The organism is Photobacterium japonica, from assembly GCF_050337005.1.
GTDB classification, from domain to species: Bacteria; Pseudomonadota; Gammaproteobacteria; order Enterobacterales; family Vibrionaceae; genus Photobacterium; species Photobacterium japonica.
In genome coordinates this window covers 40,031-55,218 of the sequence record NZ_JAKJSN010000039.1, presented here as the reverse complement: position 1 = coordinate 55,218, position 15,188 = coordinate 40,031, and the positions used below count along the sequence as shown (strand labels likewise).

The following is a 15,188-nucleotide window of genomic DNA, read 5'->3' as shown; positions in this document are numbered from 1 at the left end:
CCCCCACATAAATCATCAGTGCACCCACCCAACCTAGGATCAGCAATAAAGAGATCAGTACGCTCGCGCGATACAACCAATTGACGATGAACTCAGGTGGACTCAGCAGTTCCATGAGAGTTTGCCCGCCATTTAATGACGTTAATGGCAGTATATTCACCGCGCAGAGTTTGGTCGCAACCAGCGCAAACACCACGAAAGGCGAGTTTTGCTGTACGGCATTCATCGCACTTTCTATCAGTCCCTGACCGACCATGATGGGGTGCCGCGCACCGAGCAGCACCTGATATATGCCGACTCCCACCTGATTGATGGTATCGATACCCAGGGCGACACTGGCGATAGTCAAAAGCGGTAGCCAGCTCAGCAGAGGAATGGCTGCTCTTACCCAACGGCTTTGATGATCGAACGCATGTGGGTAGTCCGCTTTACTGAGAGGAAACATCCGGGAATCGAGCATTTGCACGCAGCCAGCGATTGGCAGCAATTTCAGGGTAAAGCGTTTCTGGTCGATAATACGCGGGCCATAACCCACAGAAATCGACATGACTCGGATGCCAAACAGGTGTGCGGTCAGTGCCATCGACAGGCAATGGAACAAGGTGATGGCGGCAAAACTCAAGATGAAGGCAGTCACAAAGGTTCCCTATTGGGGTGAACATCTGGCGAAGTGTTTTGAGTGTAGCGAGAAGCTCAACGCTGCGATGACATGTTCGCAATGGGTATGTCATCGCATAGGCATTGTTAGGCAGAGACAACGGCTTTCGGGTTTTCACCGTATTCGTTGGTGTCATGGCTGTCTTGTGCGAGGAAATAGATTAGAACAAGGACACCAATAATCGGGATCAGAGCGATTAATTGCCACCATCCTGAACGCCCCGTATCGTGCAGTCGTCTTGCTGCAATGCTCGTGCTTGGAATGAGTAGTGCGAGGCCGAGGATGAACGAAGCAACTTCTAAGCCAAGAGCCGACAATACAACGTTTATAATCAAATAGATAAGGATGAACATCCAATATTCTGTTCTACGGGCACGACCGGTGAAGTCTGCATATTTTTTTAGTGCACCGATAAAATGCTCCATGTTTATTACTCTCCATTTATAAAATCCAATATATCTCACTCTGTGGTAAGGACAATACAGAGTGGAAGTACGTTGCATGACGAGAAATTCCATATGCAACGAAGTGATCTTAAGCATTACTGATATATGAATGCAAGAGGGGGAATAGCAGGAAAGGGAGGCAGCGTATCGCTTGTCTACACCATGATGAAAAATTGCGAGTGAATGAACAGAATGACGTGCATACCGCGGCTTTATTCATCTGGGTGCCGTTGCATACAAGGATGAGCGGAGGGGACGGGCAGGGCAGTACCTTTTCAAAGCCGAGAATGGTGAAATTTGGCACTGCCCAGAATACGGTCAGTCTTACTGTAGTTGCTTAATCGCACCGATCAGGGCGTTGACGCCAGCTTCCACTTTACTGCGTGGGCAGCCGACATTGAGGCGCACGTAACCTTCGCCTTCCGGGCCATAAGTGTCGCCACGCATGATGGCCACTTTGTAGTCTTTGATCAGCACTTGCTGCAAGGCATCCATGTCGATGTTGAGCGGGTTAAGATCAATCCACGCCAAATACGTCCCTTCTGGTACTTGATAACCGATGTCAGGACAATGCACCTTCAATTGGTCTGCCACATACGTCAGGTTCTGATGCAAATAAGTTTTGAGTGCATCCAGCCATTCGCCGCCCTCGCGGTAAGCCGCAATATGGGCAATAACTCCAAGAATGGATGGTGATGACAGCCCATGTGCCGCCTTGAGTTGGTTCAGATAGGCCGCTCTTGCATCGGGATCCGCAATCACGGCATACGCGCCCGTTAATGCCGGAATGTTGAAGGATTTTGACCCCGAACTGACGATTGCCCAGTGCTGATCAACCGTGACCTGTGACCACGGGATATACGGCTTAAACGCCATGTCCATGTGGATGTCGTCAGAAATCACCTTCACCCCGTGTTGGTGGCAAATGGCCGCCATGCGTTTCAGCTCGTCTTCGCGCCATACGCGGCCTGTCGGATTGTGTGGGCTGCATAGCAGCAACACTTTACAGTCAGGGCGGGCGGCTTGGGCTTCAAATTGCGCCCAGTCGATGGCATAGCCGTCAGCCGTTTTGAGCAGCGGGCTGGCAAGCAGTTCACGGTGGTTGGCGGTCAACATATTGCCAAAGGCATCGTAGGCAGGGGAGTGTACCAATACACCGTCACCCGGTGCCGTCCACTGATTCACCAGTTGTGCGATGATATAAATCACCGACGGGCCATACACCACGGCATCGCTGTCTAGCGGTGCGTGGTAGCGAGTGGCAAACCAGCCTGTAATCGCATGCTTGAAGTCGTCGTGATTCCAGCGGCTGTAACCGAGTACACCGTGGCTTAAGCGGGTTTGTAAGGCGTCGAGGATGCAGGGCGCGGTTTCAAAATCCATATCGGAAATGGTGAACGGCAATAAGTCGGCTTCGCCAAAGCGATCTTGCACATAATCCCACTGCGTGCAGTAGGTACCGTAGCGGTTAACCGGTGTGGAAAAATCAAACATAACAACCTCTAAGAATAAGGTGCCGAACGATAGCCCTACCAGTAACGAGAGAGCAGAACCGGGCAGCGTGGAACCGTGTGTGGGAAAGGCCAACACCTATCGCAATGAACACTTAGTAAAAAGCCCAGTGCGATAGGAAGCGGCAAAACGGGAAGCTGTCGCTTCCCGTTGATTGATGGGCGAGGGCAATTATGCCGGTAATAGACCCTGGATTTCGTTTTTCACTAAATGAACCTGCGGACCAATGACCACTTGCAAGTTGTGCTCATCAAGTTTCACCACACCAATTGCGCCGTTGGCTTTCAGTACTACATCATTAACCAATGACATGTCTTTCACTGACAGGCGTAGACGGGTGATACAGTTATCTAGCGCAAGGATATTATCCGCACCGCCGAGTGCACCCAGAATGATGTCACCTTTGTAGCCAGAGGTTTTCTCGCCGGCTACTGCTGCGGCAATTTGCTCTGCCGTTTCAATTTCACGACCCGGTGTTTTCAGGTTGAAGCGTGTGATCGCAAAGCGGAACACAAAGTAGTACACCACAAACCAGATACCCGCGATAACCGGTACCAAGTACCACTTCGTTGCGGTGCCTTGCAGGATACCGAAGATGAAGAAGTCGATGATGTTACCGTCGGTGTTACCGATAGTGACATCCAGCAGGCCCATCACCATGAAGCCAACACCCGTCAGGATAGCGTGAATCAGGTACAGTGCAGGTGCCACGAACAAGAACAAGAATTCAAGCGGTTCGGTGATCCCACCTACCACACACGCCACCACACCAGATAACAGTAGCGCTTTCACTTTACCGCGGTTTTCAGGGCGAGAGCAGTGGTACATCGCCAGTGCTGCACCCGGCAAGCCACCCAGGAACGCAGGCATTTTACCCTGTGACAAGAAGGCTGTTGCAGAGGAAGAGAAGCCATCGGTTGTTGAGCAAGACAGTTCAGCGTAGAAGATGTTCAGCGCGCCGCTAACAGTATTGCCACACACATCAAGGGTACCACCGGCTTCGGTGAAACGGATCAGTGCAACCAGAATGTGGTGAAGACCGAATGGCAGGAGTAAACGCTCACCGGCACCGAACAAGAAGGGGCCGAATGGACCTGCGTGAGAAATACCGGTGCCAACGCCGTTAATCGCGGCAGCAAAGTAAGGCCAAATCAGTGGGACAACCAAGCCAACCACACCCAGTACAAGGGTCGTGATGATAGGCACGAAACGGGCACCACCGAAGAACGCCAATGCGTCAGGCATTTTGTAGGTGTAGAAACGTGCGTGCAGTTTTGCCACGATAATACCGACGATCACCGCACCCAGAATACCGGTATCGATAGATTGGGTACCGAGAATCGACTTCACACCGTACGCCGCTTCTTGCTCGGCATTGCCGAGTACGCCCGCTACCGTCAGGTAGAAGTTGATTGACAGGTTAAGGGCCGCATAGCCGACGAAACCGGCAAAGGCGGCGACCCCTTTTTCTTCACGTGCCAGACCCAGTGGAATGGCGACCGCGAACATCAGAGGTAGGTAGATAAAGGCGACCAGACCAATTTTGGTCATCCACATGAACAGCATCTGAAGCGGCATGATGTCCAAAAATGGCATGCTCTCTTTCACTGCGGTACTCGATAACGAACTGCCGATCCCAAGCAAAATACCAGAGAAGGCCAACAAAGCGACCGGTAGCATGAACGTTTTTCCAAGGCTTTGGAAAAATTCCCACAAGGTACTTTTCTTCGATGAGTGAGACATATGGATAACCCCTATCCGTATTATTGTTGTGAGTAGAGTAGATAAAACGTTTTATCAAAATCGTTTAAAAAAACGCTGAGGCAACGGTGGATAATGTCTGCACTCAACGCGGTATTGCTTTCGATAAAATAATGATAAAACGTTTTACCTAATGGTTTCGCCACGTGGATCACGAAAATACGCTCTGTTTAATCGGGTGATTTAAAGTGTGATCGAGGTAAAAGTGTGAAAGGGAAGGTAGAACGTTTTACTTGGGTGTAATATGCTTTGGATATCTTATCTTCCCACTTGCTTTGATACGAACAGCCAATGAGCCAGAAGAAAATCAAAATTACCGATGTGGCCGAGTATGCCGGTGTGTCTGTGTCGACCGTGTCGCTGGTCTTAGGCAACAAAGGGCGGATCTCCGAGGCGACCATTACAAAGGTCAATGAGGCGATCAAAACCCTGGGGTACGTCCGTAATGAAGCGGCGGCCAATTTGCGTTCCAACCAGTCCAACCTGATCGGGCTGGTGGTCAAAGACATCACCGATCCGTTCTATACCGAGATCACGGCGGGCTTTAGCCAAGCTCTGGAAAAACAGGGCTACATGTTATTTCTGGCCCAATACGGGGATTCGCCAGCGCGGTTGGAACATTGCATTCAGTCGATGATCCAGCAGGGCGTTGCCGGTGTGGCTTTCAGTCCACTGCGCGGCGCCAGTCAAGGGGTATTAAAAATGCTCGGTGATGCGGGGGTGCCCGTGGTGTGTGTGGCGCGAGCCAGTGTGAACGATGAGGTGGATTTTGTGGTACCGGACAATAGCCAGTCGGCAAAAAAGGCGACCTTGCACCTGATCGAACAAGGACACCGCCACATTGCCTATGTCGGCGGACAAGGGGACTCCCTGACTCGGGCCGAACGTATCGGCGGCTATTGCACGGCGTTGATTCAATATGGTTTACCGTTTAAAAATGAATGGGTGATTGAATGTGAAGGTACCCAGACGGCAGCAGCACAAGCGGTTCAGTCATTGTTAGTGCAGCACCCGAAAATTACGGCCATTCTTTGTCATCGCTCAGCGGTCGCATTGGGCGCGGTGTACGGGGTGCAACGCGCGAATCGCAGTGTCGGCCGGGATAACTACATCGGCCAGCAGGTGGCACTGCTCGGGTTTGATGATGTACCGGAAGCGGAGCTGACCCATCCGCCCCTCACGTTTATGTCCTCGACGGCGCAAGCCATTGGTGAGCAGGCCGGGCAACGTTTACTCCAGCGCATGAAACAGCCAGTGCAGAACACAGAGAAAGTGGTATTGCCCTCTGTCCTGATAATTCGTGGCTCGGCGTGATACCCGCGTAACACCTAATACCTGACATTTAACACCTTACACTTAACATCTAAGCCCGAGCATCCAAGACCTAACACATTGATATGCTTTGAAAGCGACTACACTAGAGAGTAACCACTCTTTAGGGCAGGGATTGATCATGTGGACAGGGACGCTGCGTGGAAAACACAAGCACAGTGGTGGCAGGCTACTTTGCGTAGTATGGCCATGGATGCAATGTCGCGTCATGATGATGTGGCGCGTGTTTATGGCGTGCTTGTTACTCATAATGTGCCTCGGCAGTACTGCGTTTGCCGTTGAGTTGCCTGAGCGCAGTGTGGTGGAGGCCGAGATCCGCCGTTTGTCTGCTGCTGATCCGCAAGACACGAACTTAATCGGCCAATACCAAGCGTTATCCCTCAAGCTCAAAAGCATCAAAAAGCTGACCGACGAGCAAGCAAAATTCAATACACTGATCACCCAGTATCCCCATCGACAAGCCGTGCTGACAGAGCAAATTGAACAAGCACGATCGCTCGACCTGTTTAAGGTCAATACCCTCAGTAGTTATGACGAGTTGGCGCAGGCGTTGGCGTCGTTGCGGGCGGCGGCCAGTGAATGGCGCACAGCATTTAAAACCAATGCGGAAAGCCTGAACACGTTGGATGCGTCACGTTTGACGTTGCCCAAACAGATTGTGGCGATCAATAACCAGATTGATGAGTTGGCATTGGTGGATAACAACAACACCGTGCAACTGCAACAATGGATAGCGTTGGCGAATCGGCAGCATTTGTTGTTGGAAAAACGGTTACTGGTGTTGCAGCAGCAAACACTGGATGAACGGGATAGCTTACTGAAACTGGAGCAGCAGTTGCTGACGACCCGAATGAAGTTGGCGTCACCTATCCAAATCACCTTGCAAAATCGGCTGGCACAGGTGGAGCAAGACTCGGCCAAAGCCATGATCCTACAAGCGACCCAGCTAGAGAGTGTGTATGGCGAGGGGGGCGCGATCACTGATGCCGACACAAAAAAAGACATTGCCACCAGTCAGGTATTGGCCAAAGAGCTGGAACGGGTGCTGGTGGATATCGAGCATGCGCGGCGCAAAAGCCAGCAGTTTGAAGCCGAGCGTCAGTTATTGTCGGATGAACAGCGCCTGATCAAAGATAACCTTGACTGGTTGCGACAAAGCACCGCGTTTGGCGCATCGTTACGGGCGCAACTGCAACGCTTGCCGCAACACATTGGGGATACCAATGTGCCCGATGCTATCGCAAAAAGTCATATCCGCATTTACGAGATCAGCCAGTTACGGAGCCGTATGACGGCCGACATGCCGTTAACCAAGGTGCCGTCCGAGGAAGCACTGGCCGCTGACCCGCAAAAAAACGCCCGTTACCATGTGCATCAGTTTCGCCGTGAATTATTGACGCGGTTGGGGGAAGAGTACGACAAACTCATTGTCGAGCTGGGGCGGCTGCAAGTGGTGAAAAGCCAATACCAAAGCGAGATTGATAAAGAGCGGGTGTTTCTGCGTGAGCAACAATTATGGATCCGCAGTAACCCGCCGTTATGGCGCAGTATTGCCCGTTGGCAGGCAGTGCAGTGGGACAAGATCGTGCCTTCGCTACAGGCCGCGTTCAGCACTTTCCCTGTATCGCAACGTTATTGGGCTCTGGCGGCGGTTTTACTCTACAGCGCGGCATGTGGGTTTGTGTATATGGCGTTATCGAAGCGAGAACGTGTGGTGAGTGAGACGGCAAAAAAAGTGCTCGGCCACCCGATTAAAGACCGATTCAGCCATACGATGGCCTTGGTGTTAGTGTCAATGTTACAAGCAGTGATATTGCCGTCATGGTTTGCCTTAATGACACTGGGCATGCACTGGTTATGGCCGGCGTTCATCGCAGGGGATCTGTCTCGCTTAGTCCTGACCAGTGCATTTGGCTTGTTCGTGGTGGAGTGGATTTATCAACTCACCAAACAGGGCGGGGTGCTGAACGTGCATTTACGTTGGCCACAAGAAATATGTACCTGCTTACACCAAGCCATTCGCCGTCTGCGCTGGGTGTTTGTGTTGTTGCTGTGGTTGATTTATGCCACCGAGTGGGTGTCAGGATTGAGTGCGTCAGAGCTGTCGCGGCTACTGTTTTTATTGTTGATCGGCTGCATGTTGTACATCTATGGTTTGTTGCTGAAACACAAACATTTACCGGCGGTGATGCCGTCACCGTTGAATCATCGCTGGGCATTATGGGTGACCCAAGCCTTGCTGGTAGGCTCGCTGCTGGCCATCATTGTGGTGGCGGCGATGGGGTACTATTTGGCCGCGTGGATTTTACTGACCTATCAGCAAGCGAGTTTGTTTATCGTTCTGGGGGTATTGATGGCGTACCAGTTGGGCGAGCGCTGGTTCAAGCTTGAACACCGTCAGCTCAATTACCAACGCTTGCTGGCGCGACGTGAAGAGCTGATCGCCCAGCAGCGGGAGCAAGCCGAACAAGATCCGGAATTGGCCGATTTACGGGAAGAGTTGCCGGATGTGGAAGAAAGCGGCATGGATGCGGAGCAGATCAGTGAGCAATCACTCACGTTATTGCGCGGTTTGTCCTTGATGAGCTTTGTCATCGCCATGCTCACGCTGTGGTCGAGTGCGCTGGAAATGGCGCGCTGGCTTGACAGGGTCGTGGTGTGGCAAGTCAGTGAGATGGGAGAAAGCGGTATCGTGGTGGTGGACATCACCCTGCAAGCCTTGGTGTATGCCCTGATTGTGGTCATGGTGACCGTGATTGCGGTGCGCAATTTGCCCGGCTTGCTGGAACTGCTGGTGTTGCGGCGATTGGATCTCGCTCCCGGTACCGGGTATGCCGTGACGACCTTGATCCGGTATTTGTTAGTGATGGTCGGGGTGCTCAGTGCCTGTTCGATTGTCGGAGTGCAATGGGCCAAGTTGCAATGGTTGGTGGCGGCGTTCGGGGTGGGACTTGGGTTCGGCTTACAGGAAATTTTCGCCAATTTTATCTCAGGGCTGATCATTTTGTTTGAACGGCCGATTCGGATTGGTGACATTGTGACGATTAACGATCTCTCCGGTACCGTGAGCAAAATTAAAACCCGCGCCACGACGATTATTGATTGGGACAACAAAGAAATTGTTGTTCCTAATAAATCATTTTTGACGGAAAAGCTGATCAACTGGTCATTGACCGACCCGATCACCCGTATCGTGATCCCGATTGGGGTCGCGTATGGATCCGATGTCGATAAAGTGGAAAAGTTATTGTACCAAGTGGCGCATGAGCATCCGTTGGTGCTGAAAGAGCCGTCACCGACGGTGTTCTTTTTGGCGTTTGGTGGTAGCAGTTTAGATTTTGAATTACGGGTGTATATCACGGCGATTGATTATCGCTTATCAACCATCCATTTGCTGAACAAAAACATTGATAGTCTGTTTCGTCAGCATCAGATCGAAATTGCCTTTCCGCAAATGGATATTCATGTGCGGGATATGCCTAAAGACAGTGGGCAAACACCCCCGCCAGTGCGGGAGTGAAAGAGAAGCGAAGGGAGATCCCGCTAGCCCTGTTTGAGTGTACTGCCCATTTGGGTAAACGGGGTGATGTTGGCTTTGGCTTCTTGCCATGCGCCTTCTACATCGCCACTGCAAATGGCCTCAATCATGGCCGCATGACTCAGGCCACTTTGGGCTAAATCGTAATCTTCGTGCGTGATGCTCAAGTAGCTTTGCAGTTGGTTGGCGATTTGGCTGTAGATTTTTTCCATCCGCTTGCTGTGGCTGGCTTCAACAATCTTCTTGTGCAGGTTGAAGTCAGCTTCACTGATCGCGTGACTGTCAGTGGGGTTGTTTTCACACAAGCGGCAGTAGTCTTGATACAGCTGACGCAGGGCGTCTTTGTCTTGCTCAGACGCTTTTTCTGCCGCCATGGCGGCGGCCTGACTCTCGAGTGCCACGCGCAGGTGGTACAGTTCCCACAAATCGTCGTCATCCAGCGAGATCACCTGCCAGCCGGCATACGGCTTTTGCACGATCAACCCTTCATGCGCGAGGGAGTTTAATGACATACGCACGGTGCTACGAGAGAGCTCTAGCTCTTTAGCGAGGGTACTTTCGACAATTTTCTCGCCTTGCACCATTTCACCGTTGACGATTTTTTGTCGCAGATAGTCGGTTGCTTGTTCTTCCAAGCTTTGTTTATTGATTTTCATTGTTATCAAAAGATCTCTTTGGCGTCATGCCGGTTGCTGGCTTGTTGCTGTCCATACGGATGACGGTTGAGCGTACCGTCAGTTGATACCCAAGGATATATTACGCGAAATCATATCAGAGTTTGATTTTTATCCGCAGCAGAACGCGATAAAAGCCGTCTGATCGCCGTATATTCCGTCGGCTTGTTCTGATAAAGGCATGCGAGCGCTTCCCGAGCGATGACCTGTGCTTTTATTCTTCCGGGCGGATCATATTGTCGGAAATATTCAATTCTTCTGCCAGTAAAGTGGCGTATGCTCAGCTTCATTATGGCGAAGACCGAGATGTCTTGCTGTTGTTCTGACTTTTTATGGCGAAATACTGATGTCTGATTTATCCCTCACGCTGCCACAACTGGGCTGGCGTCCTTTTTTCCAGCAACAATTGATGCTAGAAGACCTGACGGACTTTACGCTCGGCCGGGTGATTGAACAGCACCGTAGCCATATCGTGGCCATGTCAGAGCAGGGGCCGTTATCGTTACTGCAACGCCCTGACAGTGAGCGTGTGTGCGTGGGCGATTGGGTGTTATTCAATGCCGATTTAATCTTGGAACGCGGCCTTGAGCGCCAGTCATTGTTTCAGCGCAAAGCACCGGGGTCGAAAGTGGCGACGCAGTTGATTGCGGCCAATGTGGATACCGTCATGATTGTTTGCTCACTCAATCACGACTTCAGCCTTAACCGTATTGAGCGTTACATGGCGATCGCTAAAGACGCAGAGGTTGAGCCGGTGGTCATTTTGACCAAAGCGGATCAATGCGAAGATGCTGATGCCTTGCGTATGCAAGTGCAGGGGCTAGACCCTTTGTTAGGCGTGTATGCCGTGAATGCGTTAGACGCCCGTGATATTCAGGTGTTGCACAGTTACTGCAAAACCGGCCGTACGGTGGCGTTTTTGGGCTCATCCGGTGTGGGTAAATCTACCTTGGTCAATGGCTTGCTTGGCGAAGACGCGCAGCAGACGGGTGGCATTCGTGAAGACGACAGCAAAGGGCGGCATACCACAACGGGCCGTGCATTGAAGGTGTTGCCACAAGGCGGCTTGCTGATGGACACCCCCGGAATGCGTGAGTTGCAGCTTAGCGATTGTGAGCAAGGTGTCAGTGAGACATTCAGTGAAATTGCCGCGATGGCGGAGTTGTGCCGTTTCAGTGACTGCGCCCATGACGGTGAACCCGGCTGTGCGGTACAGGCCGCGCTGGAACGTGGCGAGTTAACGGCAAGGCGTTTGGTGAGCTACCAAAAGCTCATGCGTGAACAAGCCCTGAATGGGGCCACGTTGGCTGAAAAACGCGCCAAAGATAAAGCCTTTGGCAAAATGATCAACCGCACGCAGCAAACGGCACGTCACCATAAAAAAGGGTATTAAGCCGAGTTGTCGCGGGGTGACTTGCCCGAGCTTATCTGTTTGCGAGGGCGAGAAATACGGACGTGATAACGAAAAGGCCGCCGCTGATGCTGCGGCCTTTTTTGATGTCAGCTTGCCGAAAGAATCAGGCAGAACGCATGGGTAACGATGCGTTATCCCATAAAGCCTAAATTCATGGTGGTAAAATGGCGAGAGGTGGTTGGGAACAGGGTTTGAATGCCGGAGGGGGAAACCCCAAACCAGGCGGCCAGAGTCGCGGCCATTTGTTCGTGCGCCAGCGTGGGGATTAACCGTCCGCGTCCGTTGTCATTCGGGCTGCCGACACTGAAGTCGGGGTAGGCGCCGTAGCATCCGCCTTGTACACTGCCGCCAATCACCAGTTGGTTACTGCCCCAGCCGTGGTCGGTGCCTTTGTTGCTGTTGTTGTGCATGGTGCGACCAAAATCTGACATGGTAAAGGTGGTAACTTGGCTTTGCTGCTCCCCTAACGCGCGCGTGAACTCGGTGAGGGCGGTGTCTAATTGGCCATACAAGGCCGCATGTTTAGGCTGTTGATTGGAATGGGTGTCATAGCCGCCTTGGTTAACGATAAACACCTGTCGACTTACGCTGCCTGACGCGATAGAAGCATCAATGATACGTTTGACCGCAGAGAGTTGGGCACCGAGTGAATGTTGACGATTAATGGCCGGATCCAGCGGTGTGTCGTTAATGAGTGAGCGAAATTGCCTATACGGCGTCAGGAAATTATTGTGTTGGTGCAAATACTGCTGGTGGAATGGGGATACTGACACGGCATTGAGCATCTCGCTGTACGCCGATTCGAGATGAGAGGCACCCGTGAAGGCTTTTACGGTTGCGACGGTACCTTGGCGATTCGTGCGCACATCGCCGACATTCACCCCATTAAGCCACTGGTTACTGCCGAGTGAAATCAGTTCGGGAATCGCCCCGCCTTGCGCTAAGAGATCCATTACCAGTCCCCCCCAGCCATAAGCCGCATAAGCAGAACTGTGCCACGCACTTTCCCACGCGTATTGCTGTTTTGCGTGGTTATACAAGCCAGTGGGAAGTGGTGCGCCGGAACCGGACGGCCCCACGAGCGGGCCGATATTCAACAGGCCAGCGGCCATCCCTTCGTGAAACAACGCTTGTACCCCGGGCATGCTGGGGTGTAAGCCGATAGCAACCCCGTTTTCATCGGACTGCTGGGTCATTAACAGCTGGTCTTTGTCGATTGCTATATCAGGGCGCCTTGCTGCATAGCGGGGGTACATGTGATCGTCACCGGGCATGAGCATGTTGAATGAATCATTTCCGCCGCGGAGAAACACGCACACTAAGGCTTGGTAACTGTTTGCGGCATAGGCGGTGTTAGACAGGGTGAAAGACATTGGTAGTGCGGCGGCTCCCGTCATCAGGGCGCTTTTTTGTAAAAATCGACGGCGTGATAATGGCATCATTATTACTCCTGAATCTGGAATTCGGGGGACATGGCGGCGAGCCAAAACAACTGGTGCATCTCGTCATGCGTATCTTTCGGCAGGGCATCGAAGCGTGTACTTAAGCGGTGCTCGAGCTGCGGGGTTAAGGTGCCATGAAATAAGGTATTGGCAAGTAACTGTAAAAATCCGGCTTTGTCATTGGCTTTCCATAGTGGCGTAAAGGCGGAATAATCCAAGATTAAGCGGGTCTCAGGTTGCGCCACCACATCGCCATCGAACGTGACATCTTCTTTCAGTTTGCGATAAAGCAGGTTCGCCAATGCGGGGATCTCGGCCGTGGAATACAAGGCAAACTCAGGGCCGACGAGTGAAGTATGTTCGAGCGGGCCACTGGGGCGGTAGGTGGCGGGAAAGAAGTTAAATACTGACGGCGCAGCCAAAGGGCCTTGCGAGAAACGGTGTTTCTCTGGGGACTCGCTTCGTTGATAACCGTAGCCCAGTGTGACGTCATTATGGTGCGTAAATCCTTGTCCCATTTCCCCATTCAGGGCGCGATAGAGTGCCGCTGTCGTGAGGATCGGCTCGCGGGCTTTAGCGATCGCAAGGGGATGAATCAGGTAAGCATGCGGATCAGTCAATATGGCTTTGACGACGGCCCCTAAATCACCCTGCGTATCATGAAAGGTACGAGCAACACGCTTGAGATATTGTGGGCTGGGGTTCGACGTGACTAATTGCTTGATCAAATGGCGGCTCACGAACACGGCCGTTTCCCGTTTGGCGATCAGTATATCCAGCAGGCGATCCAGCTCTTCTTCAGCACTTTCATTGCCAGGGAAACGCTTGCCTAAGATTCGCTTGGGGTCAGTGTCGTGATTGGCCGGTGTCACTACCATGGGACTTAATAAGCCGTTGCTTTCATCCCACCCCGTAAAGAGCCGCGCCAGCGCTTGTACATCCCGCTCGTGATAGGCAGGACGCGGTACGCCCGTTTCCCGGTGAGTTTTAGTGATGCCTTTATAGGAGGTTTTCCATTCACCTAAGGTAAACAATTGCAACAACTCGCGCGCATAATTTTCATCGGGGAACCGTTGGGTGTCGGGATCGGGGGGCAAATTGCCAGCCATGGTCAGGAAGCGACCCATGGCAGGGGAGTAAGTCACTGCACGCAGCAAATCTTTATACTGGCCAAAGGCATGGTTAACCAAAATGTCGTAGTAAATGGCGAGCCCTTTCGCGTTGTCATCCCCTGCGAGCCCCGCATCGTTTTCAGAGACAACAAGCAGTTGGCTCAGAGCAAAAGCGACCCGCTGGCGAAGTTGATCGTCCGCATTCAGTATGATGCCCCACCATGCATGGCTACGGTATACACGGTGTTCTTGTTGTATGCCTGTGATATCGGTTTGGATCTGCTGAATACGCAGATATTCCGCTAAATGGGAGGTTGGCGGTAAGGCCATTTGTGTGTCCACCCAGTCAGAGGCCGATTGACCAACCGCGACATTGACCGTTGCAGGGGTTGGACCGAACGTGGCACGTTCGAGCAAGCGGGATGCATTGAGGTAATTCAAGGCATCGGGCGCATAGTGCGGGGAAAATTGAACGCGATAATCCGTCGTTGGTGCCCAAAGCGTGTTTCTTACGCGGGATTTGACGGGAGTGATATCGCCATTGCGATGTCGTTTGCCTGCGAATACCGTTGTGCTGTGTTGATTGATACAGAGGGAAACCTGATACGCCCATTGGGCTTTTCGGTTCTGTTGCTTGGTGGATATTTCACAGTCAAACGTCTCTTGTAAACGTTCATTGTGATGAATCGTGACATTGACAGTGTAAGGGATGTGCGTCGTTTGGATATTTTTTGAAATGCTACCATTATCAATCAAATCAACAGCGTATGCAGATGTTGCAATAACTTGAAAGAGTAAAACAACGATAGCCTTTTTCAATACAGACAAAGGATTGAAAAACATCGTGGATACTCCAATGTTGTGGGTGAGTATGCGAGTTATCGATTTTCGGTGTGAGCTGTTATGTCATACGGTTCCTCCTTCTTTGTGGTGTTGGGTGGTGTTGAATTAATAGGACTGTATTGAAAGGTAGACACTGCTGAGTGAATTAACAGGATACTCCTGCCGTTAATACAGCTTTCTGATGAAAGTGTGATATTGAGTCAGCTTTGACCTAATAGTTGTTTGTTGTCTTGAAAATATGCGGCGTATGGCTAAGCCTGTCTTTTTACATGCGCTGTGAGCAGATCTGAGCAAACGGCACGTCACCATAAAAAAGGGTATTAAGCCGAGTTGTTGCAGTAAAAAATGGGGGTGAGACGAAAATGATAACCTACGTGTTTTCACCCCGTTACCTGTCTTTTTGACCCCTATCCAAAAAGCTTTTTCTCCTCTTTGCTCTCAGCAGTAATCAAGTCG

General features: G+C 51.6%; 10 protein-coding genes. 3 read left to right on the top strand and 7 right to left on the bottom strand.

From position 1 onward, the window contains the following. The 4 genes from L4C36_RS15640 to malX all read right to left on the bottom strand — a co-directional run. Positions 1-637: site-2 protease family protein (locus tag L4C36_RS15640; RefSeq protein ID WP_428478737.1), on the bottom strand; the 637-nt coding region annotated here is incomplete at its 3' end. Between the two features lie 107 nt (positions 638-744). Further along, entirely contained in the window at positions 745-1,083 is a 339-nt protein-coding gene (locus L4C36_RS15635) for a DUF805 domain-containing protein (protein ID WP_428478736.1), read from the bottom strand. Positions 1,084-1,428: 345 nt separating this feature from the next. Next, complete coding sequence (locus tag L4C36_RS15630) at positions 1,429-2,598, bottom strand: MalY/PatB family protein (RefSeq protein ID WP_428478735.1); 1,170 nt, start codon at positions 2,596-2,598, stop codon at positions 1,429-1,431. A 189-nt stretch (positions 2,599-2,787) separates the two neighbouring features. Continuing rightward, a complete protein-coding gene (gene malX, locus L4C36_RS15625) occupies positions 2,788-4,359 on the bottom strand; it encodes a maltose/glucose-specific PTS transporter subunit IIBC (protein WP_428478734.1) in 1,572 nt (523 codons plus the stop codon). 309 nt (positions 4,360-4,668) lie between these two features. Here malX and malI point away from each other — a divergent pair, with 309 nt between their 5' ends. Both malI and L4C36_RS15615 read left to right on the top strand, forming a co-directional pair. Beyond that, positions 4,669-5,691, top strand: a complete 1,023-nt coding sequence (malI, locus tag L4C36_RS15620) for a Mal regulon transcriptional regulator MalI (RefSeq protein WP_428478733.1) — start codon at positions 4,669-4,671, stop codon at positions 5,689-5,691. A gap of 226 nt (positions 5,692-5,917) precedes the next feature. Continuing rightward, the gene (locus L4C36_RS15615; RefSeq protein WP_428478732.1) at positions 5,918-9,229 is read left to right on the top strand and encodes a mechanosensitive ion channel domain-containing protein; all 3,312 of its coding nucleotides are present in this window, start codon (positions 5,918-5,920) and stop codon (positions 9,227-9,229) included. A 23-nt stretch (positions 9,230-9,252) separates the two neighbouring features. Here the strand turns inward: L4C36_RS15615 and L4C36_RS15610 are convergent, their stop codons facing one another. Next, positions 9,253-9,903 (bottom strand): GntR family transcriptional regulator, encoded by a 651-nt coding sequence (locus tag L4C36_RS15610; RefSeq protein WP_428478731.1) that lies wholly within the window; start codon positions 9,901-9,903, stop codon positions 9,253-9,255. A gap of 364 nt (positions 9,904-10,267) precedes the next feature. Here L4C36_RS15610 and rsgA point away from each other — a divergent pair, with 364 nt between their 5' ends. Then, positions 10,268-11,314, top strand: coding sequence for a ribosome small subunit-dependent GTPase A (rsgA, locus tag L4C36_RS15605; RefSeq protein WP_428478730.1), 1,047 nt, complete (start codon positions 10,268-10,270; stop codon positions 11,312-11,314). Positions 11,315-11,466: 152 nt separating this feature from the next. On the opposite strand, the gene L4C36_RS15600 is transcribed toward rsgA, so the two are convergent. Together L4C36_RS15600 and L4C36_RS15595 are read right to left on the bottom strand one after the other, a co-directional pair. Beyond that, positions 11,467-12,777: a DUF1501 domain-containing protein gene (locus tag L4C36_RS15600; protein WP_428478729.1), complete on the bottom strand. Its 1,311-nt coding sequence runs from the start codon at positions 12,775-12,777 to the stop codon at positions 11,467-11,469. A gap of 2 nt (positions 12,778-12,779) precedes the next feature. Beyond that, positions 12,780-14,732, bottom strand: a complete 1,953-nt coding sequence (locus tag L4C36_RS15595) for a DUF1800 family protein (protein ID WP_428478728.1) — start codon at positions 14,730-14,732, stop codon at positions 12,780-12,782. Positions 14,733-15,188 lie beyond the last annotated feature (456 nt).